Source organism: Pleionea sp. CnH1-48 (genome assembly GCF_024124665.1).
Taxonomy (GTDB): domain Bacteria; phylum Pseudomonadota; class Gammaproteobacteria; order Enterobacterales; family Kangiellaceae; genus JAMXSB01.
Map to the genome: position 1 here is coordinate 1 of NZ_JAMXSB010000013.1, position 18861 is coordinate 18861.

The window sequence follows — 18861 nt, forward strand, 5'->3', positions numbered from 1 at the left end:
GTATCTGTATCTGTATCTGTATCTGTATCTGTATCTGTATCTGTATCTGTATCTGTATCTGTATCTGTATCTGTATCTGTATCTGTATCTGTATCTGTATCTGTATCTGTATCTGTATCTGTATCTGTATCTGACTGTTCGCCACGAGCAGCAGCTTCGTCAAGCTCTAGTTCTGCATTTATCTGATCTAAGTCACGAATCTCAGACAATGTCGGTAGCTCTTCCAGACTTTTTAAATTGAAATAATCCAGAAACTCTTTTGTCGTTGCATACAAAGCAGGCCGACCAGGAACATCTCGATGTCCGACGACTCGAATCCACTCACGCTCTAACAGTGTTTTCACAATATGCGAGCTCACAGACACGCCACGCACTTCTTCAATTTCGGCTCGAGTAATGGGTTGTCGGTAAGCAATCAGCGCCATGGTCTCAAGTAACGCTCTGGAATATCGTGGAGGCTTCTCTTCCCATAGACGAGCAACCCATTCTGCATAGTCCTGTTTGGCCTGAAATCGATAACCCGAAGCCACTTGTTTAAGTTCTACGCCACGGTTTTCACAAGCTTCCTGAATCGCAGCCAGCGCCGCTTTTATATCGGTAACAGAAGGACGATCCTCATCCGTAAAGAGCTGCATTAAATTATCCACCGACATGACTTTACCGTAAGACATGAGGGCTGCTTCAAGAATATTCTGTAACTTTTCAGGTGTCATAAATTACTCTTCGCTCATTCGTGCTCGTACATGGATCGGGCCATAAGGTTCTGTTTGAACCAATTCAACCAAAGACTCTTTAGAAAGCTCCATAATCGCCAAAAAGGTCACGACGACGCCCATGCGGCCTTCTTCTACTTCAAATAAGGTCACAAAACTTGTGAATGTATCACCTGACAATACAGCTAATACATTTGTCATCTTTTCACGCACCGATAAGGTTTCCCTTTGAATTTGGTGGTGGGTAAACATTTGTGCGCGCTTTAATACATCTTTAAATGCCAATAGAATTTCTTTTAGATCGACTTCAGGTTGTGGCCGAACAATATTAAGTTCTGGCGTATCTGCCGATGCCGGGAATACGTCACGCCCAACACGAGGCATCTCTTCAATATCTTCAGCGGCTTTTTTGAAACGTTCGTACTCTTGCAATCGACGAATCAGATCCATACGCGGATCCACTTCTTCTTCTTCGTCAATTTTGGGACGCGGCAATAAAACGCGGCTTTTGATTTCGCATAAAACAGCAGCCATTACCAGATATTCTGCCGCCAGTTCCAGATTCATATTCTTCATCAGCTCAACATATTCCATATATTGCTCAGTAATTTGAACAATAGGAATGTTCAGAATGTCGAGATTCTGACGACGGATCAGATAAAGTAATAAATCCAGAGGTCCTTCGAAGGCTTCCAGAAAAACTTCTAATGCATCGGGTGGAATATAAAGATCCTGCGGCATGTCTTTAACAGGCTCGCCATTAACCATTGCCAACGCCATCTCTTGTTGCACAGGTTGCTCTGTCGCAACAGCAGTCGAGGATGCAGCTACCTGCTCATCTTCTGGCTGTTCAGGGGCCTCGCCTTCCGTCACATTGGTGTCGTCTTCAATTAAGGCAACTTGTTGTTCGATAGGATCTTCACTCATTAAGCAACTCTAATCTACTTTCTCTGATTAACGATAACTCAAGCCCATAGCATGACGAACATCATCCATAGTCTCGCGGGCAATATCACGGGCTCGCTCACAACCTTCATTAACGATATTCTTCACCAGCTCAGGGTTTTCTTCGTACTCACGCGCATTATCCAGAAAGGATTGCTGCTCCTTCAACACACAATCGATCACAGGTTGCTTACATTCAATGCAACCAATACTGGCTGAACGACAACCTTCCTGAACCCAGGTTTTAACTTCTTCATTAGAATAAATTTCGTGGAATTCCCATACCGGACATTTGTCAGGATCACCGGCGTCTGTTAATCGAACACGAGCAGGATCCGTTGGCATGGTACGGATTTTCTTTTCTACTGATTCTGGCTCATCACGCAAAGCAATGGTGTTGTTGTATGATTTAGACATCTTCTGCCCGTCTAAACCAGGCATTTTGGGCACTTCGGTCAGCATCGCCAGCGGCTCTGGCAATATGACCTTGCCGCCACCTTCAAGATAACCATAAAGTCGCTCTTTATCGCCCAACGACATAGAGGCATGGCCTTCAACCAAAGCACGCGCGGTCTCTAAAGCCTCTTCGACACCTTCTTCCTGAAACTTTTTGCGCAATGAGTTATAGAGCTTGGCATTTTTCTTACCCAGCTTTTTGATCGCCGCTTCGGCCTTTTCTTCAAAACCAGGTTCTCGCCCATAAATATGATTAAATCGACCAGCAATATCACGCGCCAATTCAATATGAGGCACCTGATCAGAACCCACAGGCACCAGACCCGATTTATAGATTAAAATATCGGCGGCCTGTAGCAAGGGATAACCCAGAAAACCGTAGGTAGAGAGGTCTTTCTCTCGTAGCTTGTCTTGTTGTTCTTTGTAAGTGGGTTGACGCTCAAGCCATCCAACAGGCGTGATCATAGAAAGCAGTAAATGAAGCTCAGCGTGCTCGGGAACTTTAGATTGAATAAAAATCGTTGCCGAGCCAGGGTTAACACCCGCCGCAAGCCAATCGATCACCATATCCCAAACATGGTTTTCGATAAGAGAAGGATCATCATAATGAGTTGTCAGTGCATGCCAGTCTACTGCGCAAAAAAAGCACTCATATTCGTGTTGAAGCTTAATCCAGTTCTTCAAAACACCATGATAATGGCCTAAGTGGAGTTTCCCTGTTGGACGCATCCCCGAAAGAATACGTTGATGCTGTACCGCCACCGAACTCAAAATGCTCCCCCTCTAAATAAATGAATAGTCCTACAACGGCTCCAAGTGCTCAATGTGGACTTTAGTACGCTCTATCCATCACCCTTGTTGGGATATCTCACCGAGTGTTTGGCTAAGTCGTAAATGACAACAAGCGAACGGGTAATTATACCCTGCCAGCGCAAGATCAGTAAGCTGAAAAGTAACCTTTCCTCATAAAGCTGATTTCCGTTACCACGCAAACGCCTTCCGAGCTCTTAGCCAGCGATCAACTCAGGTTCACCAGCTGCCGCTCTTAACACCTTGGGGGCTCCCTCTGTCATATCAATAACCGAGGTTGGCAAGGTTCCACAAAAGCCACCATGAATAACCATATCTACTTGATTTCCAATAGCTTCTGCAATTTCTTCAGGATCAAATAATTGCTCCTCTAAATTAGGCAAGATCAGACTGGAGCTCATAATCGGCTCTCCTAGATCCTCTAGCAGCGCTAAAGCAATGGCATTATCAGGCACTCGAATCCCAATGGATTTTCGTTTTGCGTGCTGTAATCGACGTGGTACTTCATTCGTCGCTTTCAGGATAAAAGTGTAAGGTCCAGGAGTGTGGTTCTTAAGCAATCTAAAAGAGGCGTTGTCGACTCTGGCATAGGTCGCCAGTTCAGATAAATCCCGACAAATCAACGTGAAGTTATGGTGCTTGTCCAGATTGCGTAACCGTCGAATACGGTCCAGTGCCGCTTTATCTCCAATATGGCATCCCAATGCATAACCCGAATCAGTAGGGTATACAATCAACCCGCCGTTTCTGACCAATGCAACAGCCTGGCTAATAAGTCTAGGTTGCGGGTTGTCAGGATGTATTTCTAAATACTGTGCCATAAACATGTGTCCTTTATGATGATTCTTATTATTGCCACAATGACCAAACAGGCTCAACACCCGATTTTAACGCCGGAAACCGTCCGGGTTTAACCCAGGGCCAGGCAGGATCATGAAAGTCAGAGCCTTGCGATGCAAATAATCCATGCTCCTCGGCTCGTTCCAACAACCAACGTGCGGTTTTTTCGTCAATGTTAGAGTAGGTTAACTCAATGCCCTGACCGCCCGCAGCTTTAAACTGCCGAATGAGTTCTTTCAATTGGCGATTTGATAGCTGATAACGTCCGGGGTGCGCCAGAACAGCGGTGCCTCCTGCCGCTTTAATCACAGCCACCGCCTGTTCCAGACTCGGCCATTCAATTTTAACGTAAGCACGTGCTTTTCGCCCTAAATAACGCTTAAACACCTGCTGATTATTCTTTGCATAACCCAGCTGTATTAGTATTTCAGCCAGGTGAGTACGAGTGATAGACTCCGCTTTGACCGCATCGATGGCCTGATTGACGCCTTCCAGGCCAAGGGACTCCAGCTTATCACCGTACAGCCGTATGCGTTCTCGGCGACGCTGCTGTTGCTCAGCCAAAAAAGCCAACATAGCGGCATTGTTAAGGTCAAAGTCGAGACCCACTACATGAATTTCTCGCCCAGCAGCCGAGCAGGAGATTTCGACACCGGGTATCACTTCAATGCCATCAAGATCATGCTTTGACAGCTCAAGGTGCGCACCGATGGAATCGTGATCGGTAATGGCCATGGTTGTTACCCCCGCCTCCCGAAACAGGCCAACTAACTCAACGGGAGGCAACTTGCCATCAGAAAGATGAGTATGAGCATGTAAATCAATGTCATGTTGAATGTTGATAATCATAGGTACGAAATCACTAAAAAAACTCTGTTGAGCGTATTTTAATCGCCAATGAAACTCTGCTGTTTCTCAATCCCTTAATGCCACTGAGTAAAAGTCGATAAAAACAGCAATTAACTCTTTGATTTAAAAATAGAAATAAACAAATGATTCGCTCTATGTGAGGCTCATCTCATTCATTCAATAATAACTATCAGAAAGCATGGCGATCAGAAGCAAGGCAAAGTATCATTGTTAACCACTTAAAAACAAGTTTATACCCGTCTTTAAAACTGCGCGGGTGTTGGCTGCCAGGAGTCTCACAGCCACTCGGTGTGTCTGAGTCTAAGAGATTTTCTTGCTGGCCACTCAAGAGCAGTGTGAAGCACTTAAGGTATAGTGACTCTATTCAGGGACCCCGATGAAGGTATTAATTGATTTCTTTCCGTTGCTAGGATTTTTCATCGCCTACTATGTTTTCGACATTTATGTTGCAACAGGCGTACTGATGGTTGCCGCTGTCATTCAAACAGTGGGTAATCGCCTACTCAAAAAAGAATGGGAAAAAATGCACCTGTTCACTTTGGGCCTAGCTTTGGTTTTTGGCAGTCTAACCCTGCTCTTCCGCGACGATGCTTTTATTAAATGGAAAGTCACCATTTTGATGTGGATGCTAGCCGTGGTGTTTTTATTTCGCCAATGGGTACAAAATCGCATCGTTTTAAAAGATCTTCTAGAAGGTATGTCGGGTGAATCTTTTGGTATCGAAGATGCTCTGTGGAAACGACTGAATGTTATCTGGGCTTGCTGTGCACTGGCTGTTGGTTTGCTCAACCTATGGGTTGCTTATACATTCAGCCAATCGGTCTGGGTTAACTTTAAAGTTTGGGGTATCACTATTATTCAATTTACTCTGATGATGATAACCTTCGCCATCCTCTTTAAAAACATGCCCGAAGACGCCAAAAAGGCACTCGAAGGCAACGACACCGATAACACCAAGGAGTAACTCGTGTTATACGCCATTATCTCGCAAGATGTTAAAGACAGCTTGCCACTGCGACAATCAGCACGTCCGGCCCATTTAGAACGATTAACCCAGTTGAGTGAAGCGGGTCGTTTATTAATAGCAGGCCCTCATCCAGCGGTAGATAACAACGATCCTGGAGAAGCAGGATTTAGTGGAAGCTTGATTGTTGCTGAGTTTAACTCTCTGGAAGAAGCCCAACAATGGGCTGATGATGATCCTTATGTCAGTGCCGGTGTGTACGAAAACGTGATTGTAAAACCCTTTAAGAAGGTGCTGCCCTAAATGAATGAACAACGTATGGAGCAAATGCAAGCTCGACTAACTCAGGCACTGTCTCCAAGTCAATTGAATATTATTGATGAGAGTCACAAACATATTGGCCATGCCGGTGCTAAAAGTGGCAAAGGCCATTTTGTTGTTCAAATTTCTTCATCCGCTTTTGAAGGCAAAAGACCTCTGCAATGCCACCGTCTTATCTATGATGCCTTAGGTGACATGATGGACACAGACATCCACGCATTAAGTATTCAAATTCAATAACACCAATACATGAAACATCTGCTGTATGTTTTTTCAATCCTGCTAATCCTAGTGTTGGGCTGGTATTTCTGGCCTGACACAGCACCTCCCAAATCAGCACCTGCTGACATACCTGATGAGCCCATTAACACTCCGGTTAATACTCAAACACATTCTCAAACCACTTTAACACCTACAGAGTCGATAGAAACGCAGCCAGCTCACTCTCAACAGCCCAAAGATACAACGACTTCCGTTGTCGACAAAAATTGTTGGAGCGCAGATGATTTAGATGCACTCCATCTAACTCCAGAATATGCGGTTGTCAGAGAATGGTTTAATGATTGGGGCATGCCATTTCCAGAATATTTTCCAAACTCTGATGAAGTCATTCGAGATCATCCTTACCAGGGCTACCAGGAAGAAACCTTATTAGAACTCGCCAATCAAAGTGACCCACTTGCTTTGCAAACACTGGGAATGATTTATCGACTGCAAGCATTTGGTCAAACCGTCCCAACAGATATGTCGAGCATCATGTTTTCGTCTCCAGACATCAGCACAGAACCCGTTGACATGGAGCTTTTCGAAAAGAGCAACAACTACTTGTATCGTGCTGCTATTATGGGAAAGATAGGCGCTCTGATAAGCCTGTCAATGAACTACAGTTATCTAAAACTATGGCATGCACGACATAATCTATTAACAAGTACATTAAAAGCAGAATTAGAAAAACGAGCCTATATTTTTGGTGAAATGCCAGAACAACTCATTGATGGTTTAAGCCAACGTTTTTTCCATCAACAGCTGGAAGAACCGATAAAAAAAGAATACCAACAGGCTTTGGATAAGATGCTGGAACAATACCAAAAAGATCGCACTTCAATTGGCATGGAGCCGTGGCAATCCACAGCCCCAGAAGAATATTTTTTATTAATTAGCGGTGAGGCCTGTCCTGAAGAGCTCTAAGCCCGATTAGAGCGTATTGGTTCACGCTCACTTTTAATCCAATTGCAACATCAAGACAGGGTTACTTATAGACTTACCTTATTTAAAGCGTCCTACCATTGTTCAAACCAATTGCTTAATAAAGAAAAGGATTGTCCAGTAGAACGCCATAAATACTTGCCACCATTTGGCTCAAAAGAAAATAAGTGACTGTTATGACTCGCATCATTATTACCGAGTACATACCTATAAGGCTCTAACTCAGCGCCATTCTCTCCCCATTGAGAAACATTAGAAAAAGAGCTAACAGAAGAAAGCCACACATAAAAACCACGTCCTTCAAAAGAGACTACATCAGAGCGTCCATCCCCATTAACATCAGCAACTCGATACCTATCACTCTGACCATAATCTCGTCCATTCTGTCCCCATTTAGCAGGGCGGCTCAAGCCATTCCCATCTTTTGAGAGCCAGACATAAAAATTGTTGTTTGCTTCAAAAGAAATGATATCGGCCTTATTATCTCCATTAAAGTCTCCGAGTTTATATCGTTGCATGGCAATATCTGCACCATTATTACCCCATACGATTGGGCCAGAAAAGCTTGCAGTGTCGTCGGCTAACCATGCATAAAAATAGCCATTAGACTCTATCGAAAGAATATCAGATTTTCCATCTCCATTTAGATCTGCAACTCTATAACGCCGCATATCTTCTAAATCGGCTCCATTTCTTCCCCACTCTGCACTTTCAGCAAATAATCCACCAGCCATCCGAATTTGCACATTGAAACGGCCAGAAGAATCCATGCTCACAATGTCGATTAATCCATCACCATTAAAGTCTCCTAAATTCGTTCTTTTGTTCAACTCAAGTAACTGCGATCCCCAAGTTTCAATACCTACTTTATTATTGACAGTAAAAATATCATTCTCAGCTAACTTCACCGAATCTGACTCTGCACAAGGCTCACAACGACCATCGTTATCTGAAGAAGGATCAACATAAACTCGGTAAGTTACCGTTGGAGCTTGACTGAACCAATTAGAAAACACCCAAACGCCTTCTCTGGGGATTCCAGAAATATGAATACCTCCGTTTACAGAATCTGTTTTATAAAAAGTATTGTGATGAACGACCATCCAGTCACCAGCATCGTTTGTGCCATCACGGCGGTCACCGCCCCCATGCATATCAACAACATAAAGCTCAAAGTTTTTACCAAATATATTATAACGAGCTTCGTAAGCAGAGCCGATTGTTCCAGTGCTTGCGATACCATGTCGGTGGTAATCAAAATAATTCGCTTCAATAAGCCCGTTAACGCCATCCAACATGACACCATAACCTTGCCCGTTTCCGTAATTATGGTGTATGTAGTTATGATGAACATGAAGATTATTTCCCTCATCAACACCATAGATAGCAGCGTGAGGCCAATTGTAAATTTCGCAATTGTCTACTTCTGAATGGTTATGTGCTATTTTGATTCCACTGGAAGTAAAACTATCATTTAAGCGTGTGCCATCATGTCCCTCAATACGTAATCCAGTAATGCGAATATCAGGCCCTCCTGATTGTAGTAATGGATCATATACTGTGGTCGGGTCGCTTTGTGATGCTTTCAAGATAGCACCAGATGAATTATTCTTACCTCTCCCACTTGCCAGAGTAACACCAGCAGGAATAGTAAGCGGCCTAATGCTTGGTGGCAGGTCAATTACACTATCATCATCAATATAAACAACATCTCCATAACGAGCTTGAGCAAGCGCATCAATCAATTCTTGGGAGGTTGAAACAATGACAGTGGGGGTTGTAATAACAGAGTATCCATAGCCACCACCGATTGGGTAACCCGTTGGATTAAACTCAGCAATCGTATTTGTATTGTGTGCGGCAAGTGTTTTTATCAATGATTGAGAGTCTGCATTTATAATTGAGCTAAAAAGCAAAGAATATACTAGTAATAAATAAGTCAGTGTTTTCATTAAATCAAATATCCTCAAAGTAAATTAAAATATACGGATTATCTAAAAGAGTAAAAATCATGCACCTAAAATATGAAAAAAATACCAAGAATGACCATTTTGAGAGCATCTTAAAAGAACAGTGTTGGAGACAACTTCTCCAACACACTATTGTGACCATAAGTCAAAGTGTCAAAATTCCGAGCTTCATTAATCAAACTCTTCGGACAAATCCTGTCACAAAATCCCTGCTCTCACACAAATAAAACACTTTAGAGTGCCACCTTAACTATCCATAATTATAAATTTTGTTATCGATGAAACGTGCTATGTCAGAATATTATTCCTGTTATTTTATAAATGAAAACCAACACTCTGAAAAAGCTCTACTGTATCTAAACCCGATTATCACCGATACCATAGGCAACAAGCAAGCTCAACTCCTGCAAACTTCTATCTGACTCTGCTCGCCACTGGTTAAAAACATCCTGAATTTGATGCAGAGTTCTTTTGGCGGTAAGCCCACCATCTATCAACTTGTGATTGCGAAAGTAAGCTTCAACATCACGAGTTAACAAAAATGTATCTTTGCCTAGAGTGCGCAGAGAATAAGGCCCTGTATTGCCCCCCAAACGGTCACCGCGCTTTTTTAGAAGCAACCAAAGCTCGACAATACTGTCTTCTGGCCACTTGGCAATCCATTCGCCAAAGCTACCTTCTGCCTTATTAATATCATCGATAAACAACGCATTATTTTGAATACTTTTTACTTTTCTCAAGTTACGAATGATATCGGGATCAGAAGCCTTACGCTCAATCATATCTGGAGGCATCATAAGCAACTTCTTAATATCAAAATCAAAAAAGACACGTTCAAAGTTTTCCCATTTATTTTCTACGACTCTCCATACAAAACCTGATTGAAAAATCTTTTTGGTAAACTCTGATAAGTAGCGGTGGTCGGGTATCTTGCTTAGTAACTTATTATCTAAAGGTTTATCCAGCAAATGCTCCAGCGATGACTCTCCACCTTTGCGCTCAGCCGCTCGTTGATAAATAGTGTCGAAAGATTCAGCTTTCATAAAATGAACCAGTACCTTTTCTTTCTATACCCGTCATCTTTCAAGATACAAACAACACCGCTGCTCTTTGAATGACGACAGGTATAAATAATTCAATGTTGGGTGGCGAAATGATACAGGGTATTTTTCTAAGACAAAAAGGTTTTATTCGAAAGTGCGTGATCATACTGACAAAATAGACTGGCAAAAACAAAAAAACTCGCATTAATGCGAGTTTTTTTGCGGATTGGATGGTCAGCGATTATACGCGGAATAACGCATCCAAAGATAATCCTTGCTTTTCTAGAACATGACGCAAGCGGCGTAAAGCTTCCACTTGAATTTGACGTACACGTTCACGAGTTAAGCCAATTTCGAGTCCTACTTCTTCTAGTGTTGAAGGCTCATAACTTAAAAGTCCAAAACGACGGGCTAACACTTCTCGCTGTTTTTCACCAAGTTCACTCAACCAAAACTCAATGTTACTTTTTAAGTCATCATCTTGAAGTTTTTCTGCTGGCCCCATATCTCGCTCATCAGCAATGGTATCAAGCAGAGATTTATCAGAGTCAGCCATAAAAGGCGTATCGACCGAAGCAATACGTTCATTAAGACCCAACATGCGAGAAACATCTTCAACAGGCTTATCTAACTTCTCAGCAATTTCTTCAGGGGTAGGTTCATGATCAAGTGACTGCGCTAATTCTCGTGAAGCGCGTAAATAAACATTAAGTTCTTTAACAACATGGATAGGCAAACGGATAGTTCGAGTTTGATTCATGATGGCGCGCTCAATGGTTTGTCGAATCCACCAAGTCGCATAAGTAGAAAAACGGAAACCTCTTTCGGGGTCAAACTTTTCGACCGCCCGAATTAAACCCAGGTTGCCTTCTTCTATTAAATCGAGTAATGCTAAGCCGCGGTTATTATATCGGCGAGCAATTTTAACAACGAGACGTAAATTACTTTCAATCATCTTAGCTCGGGATTTCTCACATCCCTTTTGAGCTTTCCTGGCGTAAAAAACTTCTTCTTCGGCCGTTAACAAAGGAGACGCTCCTATCTCTCCTAAGTACAACTGAGTCGCATCCAGAGACTTATCGTAAGCTTTCTGATAGTCGCTGTAAGCATCAGACAGACCAGAATCGGCCTCTGTTTCTGCTGTCGCTATTTCTGCCTCTTGTGTTTCCGTCTCTTTTTGATTCGAGTTGGATTCACTCAAGCCAACGCCATACAAAGTGTCTAATTGGTCACTCATAACATAGCTCTCCACCAAATGCGTAAACGCATAGTCCAGTTAAAAAGCGGTATTGTTTTTCCTGATACCGCTGCCGCCGCAAAACGACGACTTATAATTTGGGTAAATAAGTCAGCGGATTGACCGGTTTTCCTCGAAATCTTATCTCAAAGTGCAATTTACTTTGATCGGTCCCGCTTCTTCCTATATCGGCAATAACTTGCCCAGCTTTAACCAATTCGTTTTCTTTAACATGAATCTTGCTGTTGTGAGCATATGCGCTGAGGAAATCTTCGTTATGTTTCACAATGATGAGATTTCCATAACCTTTTAGCGCACCACCGCTGTAAACCACTCTGCCAGGGGCAGCGGCTCGAACAGGTTCACCATCTTTACCGGAGATATCCAAACCTTTATTTCCGCCTGCCTTTGGTGAGAATCGACTCAGCAATTCTCCTTTCGTTGGCCAGAGCCATTTGCGAATTTTTCTTGCGTCTGGTTCAGGATTAACCGATCTCGATGTGGCTTGTCGACTATTTTTTTTATTTTTTGTATATAAAGCGCTCTTTTTTATTGAATTCTCTACCGCTTTAGTCTTAGAGGGTGAGTTTTTACTTACTTTTAAGGCTTTCGTTTTTGGCTGCTTTGTAGCAACTTTTGGGGTAGTTTTTACTCCTAGCGCAGATAGTACCGAGTTGCGCAAATCATGTTCATTAAAATTCGCGATAGAAGCCCCTGATTGCTGCTTTGCAAGAAAAAGCTCTTGCCCTGGATAGATTTGATAATCAGAATCAATCTTATTTATCTTCGCAATAAAACGGTAATCCAGGCCATAGCGCCAGGCGATAGAATACAGTGTGTCTCCTCTCCTAACTCTATGAATATCCTTGTTTTTATAATGTTTTTGCTTACCCTGATGAGATTCTCTGTCAAGCTCAGAGGATTGATAGGATGAAGAAAGGTGGATCACAGGCGCAGGCGATTTGTGGCTGCACCCAGTCACTCCCAACAAAAGGAGGGAACTCATCGCAGAAGCCAATATAGCTCGTCTATTTTGATTATAAATCGACATGAACTACCCCAAAATTCGTTTTGAGATAACCTGCGAAAAGCAGCGCCAGAAAGGCGCTTGCTCGAATTTAATGTTAAAAAGTCGGGTTAAACTTTTAAACATATCGACTCTCCATCGAAACCGCTTAATGAGGCAGCCTGAACCTTCAATCAAAATCAAGAGTCAATATTCACACTTAGCTACCTGATCGGTCTTTCCCAAACCTTCTAGCCGTGCAGAAGCGCGATAAAGAACCCTATTTCAGAACAAAATATAACCAGAACACTGCCATCAACTAGCTTTTTATTCCAAAGGGTTCTAAAACCGACCTTACTCTTAGCTTTTCACTTTAAGAAAAAGCAATAACTCTATGATTTTTCTGAGCTTAGATATATTTGTATATCAAATAGCCAGCCACTGCAAGGAAAATGACGACCCATCCGAGCCAATCAATGGTTTGCTTTAATTTACGATCAATGGCATCGCCGCCGTAATACATCATCGCCGATACCAGAAAGAATCGACTAGCCCTGCCAATCATAGAAGCCACCAAAAACGGCAGTAGCGCCATGTGCAAGGCGCCAGCACTGACAGTAAACAATTTGTAGGGTATTGGTGAAAAGCCTGCGATAAAGACCACCCAGACACCGTATTCTTCAAACCACTTAACCACTTCATCATAACGAGTGATGTAGCCCGTAGACTCAAGCACTGGCATGACTAAAGAATCAAAAGCCCAATAGCCTAAGAAATAACCAATAACACCACCAACGACAGAAGTTAGCGTGCAGACAAAGGCATAAAAGAAGGCTTTTTCACGTTTAGCCAATGCCATGGGTGCCAGCATGACATCCACCGGAATCGGAAAGAAGATCGATTCAGCAACACTCATACCACTAAGATAATAAACAGCATGTCGATGTTGAGCCCATCTTAAACAACGCTCATACATCGGAGAAAATATTTTCATTGAATAATTCCATTCACCAAAGGAACAAACTTAACGGCTTCCAATGTCTGCTCAACCAGTTGTTCTTCTGTTTTTTGAATAAAGCGCAATGTTTGTGCGCCACCTTGTGGACCAACGGGTATCACCATGCGTCCATCTTCTGCCAGTTGCTCAACCAAGGCCGCAGGTACCTGCTCCGGTGCCGCCGTGACAATAATGGCATCAAATGGCTGTTTATCCGGCCAGCCTAAAAATCCATCGCCATGAGAATAATGAATATTAAACAGTTTTAGCTGACGTAAACGCTTTTGTGCTTGCCGTTGCAAAGGACCAATTCGTTCTATGGTGAAGACTTCATTAAAGAACTGGGACAATACAGCGGTTTGGTAACCCGACCCCGTACCGATTTCCAGCACTCGATTAACCGGCCCTGACTCCAATAGCAGCTCGCTCATACGCGCCACAATAAAGGGCTGCGAAATGGTTTGCCCCATACCGATTGGCAATGCGGTATCTTCATAAGCTCGATGAGATATGGCTTCATCGACAAACAGATGTCGTGGCGTTGAGCTAATGATATTTAATACGGTTTCGTTGGTAATGCCTTCGTCACGTAAGCGTTGCGCCAACCGCTCGCGCGTTCGTTGCGAGGTCATTCCAATGCCATTTAGATGGATAGAATTCATAGTTCAGACATCCACTCCCCTACCTGATTAAAGCTATCATACGCCGTCAAATCGACAGTCAGCGGCGTGATAGAAACATAGCGGTTTGCCACCGCATAAAAGTCTGTGCCCTCTCCCATATCTTGTGCATCCGGTGATGGACCAATCCAATAAACCGAACGTCCCTTGGGATCTTGTGCAGGCACAATAGTATCAGCTCTATGACGATGACCCAACCGGGTTAGCTGAAAACCAGCCAGTTCTTCGTAAGGAACATCAGGTACATTGACATTGAGTATGCGATTCGTCGCTAGAGGATGTTGCTTGAGGCGTTCTATAACGCGCTCAACCACTTTGGCTGCTGTGTCGTAATGATTTGATCCAACCAATGAAACAGCGATAGCAGGAAATCCCAAAGAGCGTCCTTCCATCGCGGCAGCAACGGTTCCAGAGTAAAGCACATCATCGCCCAGATTTGCTCCAGCGTTCGTCCCCGCAACAACAATATCCGGCGGCTCAGACATAAGATGGTAGGTGCCAAAATGAACACAATCGGTAGGCGTACCATTCACCGAAAAAAATCCATTCGACGTTTGCTTGTAGCGTATAGGCACTTCCAGCGTCAGAGAATTCGACGCGCCACTGCAGTTTCTATCAGGAGCCACAACGGTTACTTGATTTGAAACTGCCAATTGCTCTGCCAGACGGCCTAAACCTTCGGCAAAATATCCATCATCATTACTTAGCAAAATGTTCATTACCGCTCTACCACTCTTCAATAGGATCTTCTGTTGACCTTAGTCTCAGACCAAAATCTAGTCTTGGCCGGTAGACGTGTTTTCGACTCGGCAAATTTCCATGGCATCTTCAAGTTGTCCAAGCTCGCTTAATAACCCCGTCGCATAGGCACCTGATGGCAATGCAAAATCCAATTGCAGACTTTGCTCATCCAGCCAGCTCCAGCTCATTTGCTCGGGAATCACTCGAAGTGAACGCCAGTCGGTTTTCATTCTGGCTTTAGCCAAAAGCTCAATATAATGCTCCCAGCTTTCAGTTAAATGAAGGTCACTCAATAAAGCCAGGTCCAGATCTTCACCGGGCAAAGGACCAGCAATATGTAAATCACCTTGTTGCAAACGTTGTTCTATATCAGCCAGCTCATCGTCACTGGTCATAGTAAAATGAGAGTGGCTGTTGTTAAGCATCAAACGATCTTGCGGGCTCAGGCGAGTCCAACTGTCTTGTTCTATACGCACGTTCAAATAATCATTAAACAGTTTTGAGCGCAAAGCAGACAGATAAATGGAACGTTGGCTTTTTTTAACTCGACGCCCATTCTCAAGCATATCGATAGCTTTATTAACGTTGTTGCCTTGATGGCCAAAACGTTGGGCACCAAAATAGTTAGGAAATCCCTGTTTGGCAATGAGAGCCAGTCGTTGCTCTACTTCGTCTTGGTTACAGCGAAGATGACGCAGAGTAAGACTGAATTGATTGTTTGCGATAGCACCACGACGAAGCTTTTTGTTGTTGCAGGTTTGCTCTATGACCTTAAAGTCTTCGTGCTCAGGCAAAGAATCTGGATTAGATTTGCCAGGCATGTGCAGGCTAAACCATTGTTGAGTAACAGCGTGACGATCTTTCAATCCCGCATAACTCACATCACGCTCTTTTAAGCCAAAAAAGTCCGCTAATTGTCGTGCAACCCAGGTGGTATTGGCACCACGTTTTTCAACATACAATAAGCAATGTTCGCCATCGCCACTGGGAGTAAAAGAAAGTTGTTCTTTAACGCGAAAATCTTCGGCGGTGGTTCGATATTGCCCAGCCTCAATTACTGGCTTGTTGGCAGGTTTCCACTCGGTCATGATCTTATTCTCAAAGGATAAAAGTTACGATTCGGTACGCATTAACAAAGTCACCGCATGAACGGCAATGCCTTCTTTACGACCCACATAGCCCATTTTTTCTGTGGTTGTTGCTTTAACATTAACCTCGTCTAGCGCCAGCTCGCAGTCATCAGCAATCACTTGTCGCATGGCTCCAATATGAGGTGCCATTTTGGGTGCTTGAGCGCAAATAGTAATGTCCAGATTCACAGGCTGAAGCTGCTTATCCGCTAACATACTCATTACTCGTCGCAACAGCTTACGACTGTCGATATCGGCGAACTCGCTGTCTTGATCAGAAAAATGCGTACCTATATCTCCTAATGCAGCAGCACCTAATAAAGCATCGCACACTGCATGCAAAACGACATCACCGTCAGAGTGAGCCAATAACCCCTGATAGTCAGGAATTGCAACACCGCCCAATATCAGAGGCTTATCGCCACCAAACTTATGAGCATCAAAACCGTGTCCTATTCTTAGCATGTATTTTGCCTATTTTTGCTAGAGACTACTGAGCAGAATCCTGCTCGACGCGTAGCCCTTTGTTAATCTGTTGTCGCAAATAAAACTCTGCCAGAGCAATATCATCGGGGTAAGTTATTTTGATGTTGTCGGCGCGTCCCACCACAATACCTAACTGTCGCCCTGATGACTCGAGAGCTTGAGCTTCATCGGTGACTTTAATCCCTTGCTGAGCACACTGCTCATAAGCCTGCAACAAGGTCTGTAAGGGAGCCATCTGTGGTGTCATAGCTCTGAACAGAGCCTCTCTTGATACCGTACAATCAATTTGTAGTGGCTCGCCCGCTTGCGCTCGCTTTAATGTATCAACGACAGGAACACCAAGAACAGCACCATCAGAAAACTCACGACGTTGAGCTAATAAATCATCGATCTCTGCCGCTGTCAGACAAGGTCTGGCAGCATCATGAACAAGCACCCAGGCGTCAGGATCATCAATGGCTTTTACTGCATTAAGTACAGAGTCAGAACGTTCTGCACCACCGTCAACGCATATCACTTTAGATCTTAAAGTGGCATCAATATCTTGCCAGTAGGGATCATCAGACGACAAAGCAACGACCACCCCTTCGATGGCTGGATGTTGAAGAAAAAGTTGCAGACTGTATTCCAGAACAGGACGTCCCAGTAATGGCAGGTATTGTTTAGGTTGTTCACTCTGCATACGGCTGCCCGTTCCCGCCGCAGGAATCACTGCCCAGATAGAAGTTTTATTCATCGACATAAAACGATAACTCCGAATTCCACGAGGCTGTACGAAGTTACTACACATTGAAACATGAAAGGCTCCCTGAAAATCACGCCTTGTGAATAGATGGCGCTAACGAGAGTTGCGAGGTGGTGTAAACCGATAAAAGGTTTCACCCGGTTTGATCATTTCTAGATGTTGACGAGCATACTGCTCTATAGCCGCTTCGCTCGAACGTAACGCATCAACCTGCTTGCGCAAATCGGCGTTACGTCGACGTAGCATTTCGTTCGCTTGCTTTTGTTCTGCAACCTTTGTTTCTAACTGACGTAGCTCGGCAATACCGCCATCATTTGACCACAAACGTATTTGCAGCAATGCGGTTAAAATTAACAGTAATATTGCCCACCACTTCATCGTTCAGTTGTTGAGGAAACCCTCACTCCTTTCGGTTAGAAACAATTGAATGCATCACGGCCAGGATAAACAGCTTTTTCACCTAGCATCTCTTCAATTCTAAGTAACTGGTTATATTTTGCAACTCGGTCACTACGACATAGTGAACCTGTTTTAATTTGACCAGCCGCAGTCGCAACCGCTAAATCAGCAATCGTTGTATCTTCTGTCTCACCTGAACGGTGAGAAACAACCGCTGTGTAGCCCGCTTCTTGAGCCATTTTGATCGCTGCTAAAGTTTCTGACAAAGAACCGATTTGGTTAACTTTGATCAAAATAGAGTTAGCGATGTCCTTGTCGATACCTTCTTGTAAGATCTTGGTGTTGGTAACGAATAAGTCATCACCAACCAACTGAACTTTGTCGCCCAGTTTTTCGGTCAATAACTTCCAGCCGTCCCAATCGCCTTCATCCATACCGTCTTCGATAGAGATGATTGGATAGCGATCAACCAAGTCAGCCATGAAGTCAACGAACTCAGCAGACGTCAGGCTCTTGCCTTCTCCATCTAACTGATATTTACCATCTTTGTAGAACTCAGAACTAGCAACGTCTAAGCCCAAGAATACTTGCTCACCTAATGTGTAACCAGCACGTTTAGTCGCTTCAACAATGGCTTCAAGGGCTTCTTCATTTGAACCCAGGTTAGGTGCAAAACCACCTTCGTCACCGACAGAAGTGTTGAGACCTTTTTCTTTTAATACACTGCGCAATGCGTGGAAAATTTCGGTACCACAACGTAGTGCTTCTGCGAAAGAAGGAACGCCTACAGGCAAAATCATAAACTCTTGAATATCAACATTGTTGTCAGCGTGAGCTCCACCATTGATGATGTTCATCATAGGTACAGGCATGTTCATTTTGTCGCCAGCAATGTGCTCATACAAGGCTTTACCGTTCGCTGTTGCAGCAGCTTTTGCCGCAGCCAAAGAAACAGCCAGGATTGCGTTAGCACCCAGATTAGCTTTGTTTTCAGTTCCATCAAGCTCTAACATCATGTTGTCTAATGCTGTTAAATCATCAACAGACTGACCAACCAATGCACTTTTAATGTTCTCATTGATATTAGCAACGGCCTTTAAAACGCCTTTGCCAAGGTAGCGAGATTTATCACCGTCACGTAATTCTAAAGCTTCTCTTGAGCCAGTAGAGGCACCAGAAGGAGAACAAGCAGAACCTACAACTCCACCTTCCAGAATCACATCAGCTTCTACCGTGGGATTACCACGTGAGTCCAATACTTCTCTAGCTTTAATATCAACGATCTTTGTCATTAAACTTTCC

The 18861-nt window shown here is 43.6% G+C and carries 21 protein-coding genes; 4 read left to right on the forward strand and 17 right to left on the reverse strand.

All coding sequences use genetic code 11. From position 1 onward, the window contains the following. From scpB to NH399_RS18960, 5 genes are all read right to left on the reverse strand, one after another. A partial coding sequence (gene scpB, locus NH399_RS18940) for an SMC-Scp complex subunit ScpB (protein WP_253042759.1) occupies positions 1-713 on the reverse strand: 713 nt, incomplete at its 3' end. Between the two features lie 3 nt (positions 714-716). Beyond that, positions 717-1640, reverse strand: coding sequence for a ScpA family protein (locus NH399_RS18945; protein ID WP_371876101.1), 924 nt, complete (start codon positions 1638-1640; stop codon positions 717-719). Positions 1641-1667: 27 nt separating this feature from the next. Beyond that, positions 1668-2885, reverse strand: a complete 1218-nt coding sequence (locus NH399_RS18950; protein ID WP_256489700.1) for a tryptophan--tRNA ligase — start codon at positions 2883-2885, stop codon at positions 1668-1670. A 236-nt stretch (positions 2886-3121) separates the two neighbouring features. Further along, complete coding sequence (locus NH399_RS18955) at positions 3122-3745, reverse strand: L-threonylcarbamoyladenylate synthase (RefSeq protein WP_253042760.1); 624 nt, start codon at positions 3743-3745, stop codon at positions 3122-3124. A gap of 28 nt (positions 3746-3773) precedes the next feature. After that, positions 3774-4613, reverse strand: a complete 840-nt coding sequence (locus tag NH399_RS18960; RefSeq protein WP_253042761.1) for a PHP domain-containing protein — start codon at positions 4611-4613, stop codon at positions 3774-3776. A gap of 397 nt (positions 4614-5010) precedes the next feature. Between NH399_RS18960 and NH399_RS18965 the strand changes: the two genes are divergently transcribed. The 4 genes from NH399_RS18965 to NH399_RS18980 are packed head-to-tail and all read left to right on the forward strand — an operon-like array spanning position 5011 to position 7107. Further along, positions 5011-5598, forward strand: a complete 588-nt coding sequence (locus NH399_RS18965; RefSeq protein ID WP_253042762.1) for an inner membrane-spanning protein YciB — start codon at positions 5011-5013, stop codon at positions 5596-5598. A gap of 3 nt (positions 5599-5601) precedes the next feature. Next, on the forward strand, positions 5602-5901 hold the full coding sequence (locus NH399_RS18970) for a YciI family protein (RefSeq protein WP_253042763.1): 300 nt from the start codon (positions 5602-5604) through the stop codon (positions 5899-5901). Next, a complete protein-coding gene (locus NH399_RS18975) occupies positions 5902-6159 on the forward strand; it encodes a BolA family transcriptional regulator (protein WP_253042764.1) in 258 nt (85 codons plus the stop codon). 9 nt (positions 6160-6168) lie between these two features. Beyond that, positions 6169-7107, forward strand: coding sequence for a hypothetical protein (locus NH399_RS18980; RefSeq protein ID WP_253042765.1), 939 nt, complete (start codon positions 6169-6171; stop codon positions 7105-7107). A gap of 92 nt (positions 7108-7199) precedes the next feature. Here NH399_RS18980 and NH399_RS18985 read toward each other — a convergent pair whose 3' ends face one another. The 12 genes from NH399_RS18985 to eno form a co-directional block, all read right to left on the reverse strand. Then, the gene (locus NH399_RS18985) at positions 7200-9077 is read right to left on the reverse strand and encodes a VCBS repeat-containing protein (RefSeq protein ID WP_253042766.1); all 1878 of its coding nucleotides are present in this window, start codon (positions 9075-9077) and stop codon (positions 7200-7202) included. 374 nt (positions 9078-9451) lie between these two features. Then, positions 9452-10138, reverse strand: coding sequence for a DNA-3-methyladenine glycosylase I (locus NH399_RS18990; RefSeq protein WP_253042767.1), 687 nt, complete (start codon positions 10136-10138; stop codon positions 9452-9454). 241 nt (positions 10139-10379) lie between these two features. After that, a complete protein-coding gene (gene rpoS, locus NH399_RS18995) occupies positions 10380-11375 on the reverse strand; it encodes an RNA polymerase sigma factor RpoS (RefSeq protein ID WP_253042768.1) in 996 nt (331 codons plus the stop codon). Between the two features lie 91 nt (positions 11376-11466). Continuing rightward, complete coding sequence (locus NH399_RS19000; protein ID WP_253042769.1) at positions 11467-12426, reverse strand: peptidoglycan DD-metalloendopeptidase family protein; 960 nt, start codon at positions 12424-12426, stop codon at positions 11467-11469. A gap of 364 nt (positions 12427-12790) precedes the next feature. Next, the gene (locus NH399_RS19005; protein WP_253042770.1) at positions 12791-13375 is read right to left on the reverse strand and encodes a YqaA family protein; all 585 of its coding nucleotides are present in this window, start codon (positions 13373-13375) and stop codon (positions 12791-12793) included. Further along, a complete protein-coding gene (locus NH399_RS19010; RefSeq protein WP_253042771.1) occupies positions 13372-14040 on the reverse strand; it encodes a protein-L-isoaspartate(D-aspartate) O-methyltransferase in 669 nt (222 codons plus the stop codon). Before NH399_RS19010 ends, NH399_RS19005 begins: the two co-directional genes overlap by 4 nt. After that, positions 14037-14777, reverse strand: a complete 741-nt coding sequence (gene surE, locus NH399_RS19015) for a 5'/3'-nucleotidase SurE (protein ID WP_253042772.1) — start codon at positions 14775-14777, stop codon at positions 14037-14039. Before surE ends, NH399_RS19010 begins: the two co-directional genes overlap by 4 nt. A gap of 57 nt (positions 14778-14834) precedes the next feature. Beyond that, complete coding sequence (gene truD / locus NH399_RS19020) at positions 14835-15887, reverse strand: tRNA pseudouridine(13) synthase TruD (protein ID WP_253042773.1); 1053 nt, start codon at positions 15885-15887, stop codon at positions 14835-14837. Between the two features lie 24 nt (positions 15888-15911). After that, a complete protein-coding gene (ispF, locus tag NH399_RS19025; protein ID WP_253042774.1) occupies positions 15912-16394 on the reverse strand; it encodes a 2-C-methyl-D-erythritol 2,4-cyclodiphosphate synthase in 483 nt (160 codons plus the stop codon). Positions 16395-16419: 25 nt separating this feature from the next. Next, positions 16420-17157, reverse strand: a complete 738-nt coding sequence (ispD, locus tag NH399_RS19030) for a 2-C-methyl-D-erythritol 4-phosphate cytidylyltransferase (RefSeq protein ID WP_253042775.1) — start codon at positions 17155-17157, stop codon at positions 16420-16422. Positions 17158-17253: 96 nt separating this feature from the next. Continuing rightward, positions 17254-17538, reverse strand: coding sequence for a septum formation initiator family protein (locus tag NH399_RS19035; protein WP_253042776.1), 285 nt, complete (start codon positions 17536-17538; stop codon positions 17254-17256). Positions 17539-17573: 35 nt separating this feature from the next. Then, the gene (eno, locus tag NH399_RS19040; RefSeq protein WP_253042777.1) at positions 17574-18851 is read right to left on the reverse strand and encodes a phosphopyruvate hydratase; all 1278 of its coding nucleotides are present in this window, start codon (positions 18849-18851) and stop codon (positions 17574-17576) included. Positions 18852-18861 lie beyond the last annotated feature (10 nt).

Excerpts from the sequence above, each read along its gene's own strand:
- NH399_RS18945 (WP_371876101.1), bottom strand. The coding sequence starts at position 1,640 with ATGAGTGAAGATCCTATCGAACAACAAGTTGCCTTAATTGAAGACGAC.
- NH399_RS18955 (WP_253042760.1), bottom strand. The coding sequence starts at position 3,745 with ATGGCACAGTATTTAGAAATACATCCTGACAACCCGCAACCTAGACTT.
- NH399_RS18960 (WP_253042761.1), bottom strand. The coding sequence starts at position 4,613 with ATGATTATCAACATTCAACATGACATTGATTTACATGCTCATACTCAT.
- NH399_RS18965 (WP_253042762.1), top strand. The coding sequence starts at position 5,011 with ATGAAGGTATTAATTGATTTCTTTCCGTTGCTAGGATTTTTCATCGCC.
- NH399_RS18975 (WP_253042764.1), top strand. The coding sequence starts at position 5,902 with ATGAATGAACAACGTATGGAGCAAATGCAAGCTCGACTAACTCAGGCA.
- NH399_RS18980 (WP_253042765.1), top strand. The coding sequence starts at position 6,169 with ATGAAACATCTGCTGTATGTTTTTTCAATCCTGCTAATCCTAGTGTTG.
- NH399_RS18985 (WP_253042766.1), bottom strand. The coding sequence starts at position 9,077 with ATGAAAACACTGACTTATTTATTACTAGTATATTCTTTGCTTTTTAGC.
- NH399_RS18990 (WP_253042767.1), bottom strand. The coding sequence starts at position 10,138 with ATGAAAGCTGAATCTTTCGACACTATTTATCAACGAGCGGCTGAGCGC.
- rpoS (WP_253042768.1), bottom strand. The coding sequence starts at position 11,375 with ATGAGTGACCAATTAGACACTTTGTATGGCGTTGGCTTGAGTGAATCC.
- NH399_RS19000 (WP_253042769.1), bottom strand. The coding sequence starts at position 12,426 with ATGTCGATTTATAATCAAAATAGACGAGCTATATTGGCTTCTGCGATG.
- NH399_RS19005 (WP_253042770.1), bottom strand. The coding sequence starts at position 13,375 with ATGAAAATATTTTCTCCGATGTATGAGCGTTGTTTAAGATGGGCTCAA.
- NH399_RS19010 (WP_253042771.1), bottom strand. The coding sequence starts at position 14,040 with ATGAATTCTATCCATCTAAATGGCATTGGAATGACCTCGCAACGAACG.
- surE (WP_253042772.1), bottom strand. The coding sequence starts at position 14,777 with ATGAACATTTTGCTAAGTAATGATGATGGATATTTTGCCGAAGGTTTA.
- truD (WP_253042773.1), bottom strand. The coding sequence starts at position 15,887 with ATGACCGAGTGGAAACCTGCCAACAAGCCAGTAATTGAGGCTGGGCAA.
- ispF (WP_253042774.1), bottom strand. The coding sequence starts at position 16,394 with ATGCTAAGAATAGGACACGGTTTTGATGCTCATAAGTTTGGTGGCGAT.
- ispD (WP_253042775.1), bottom strand. The coding sequence starts at position 17,157 with ATGTCGATGAATAAAACTTCTATCTGGGCAGTGATTCCTGCGGCGGGA.
- NH399_RS19035 (WP_253042776.1), bottom strand. The coding sequence starts at position 17,538 with ATGAAGTGGTGGGCAATATTACTGTTAATTTTAACCGCATTGCTGCAA.
- eno (WP_253042777.1), bottom strand. The coding sequence starts at position 18,851 with ATGACAAAGATCGTTGATATTAAAGCTAGAGAAGTATTGGACTCACGT.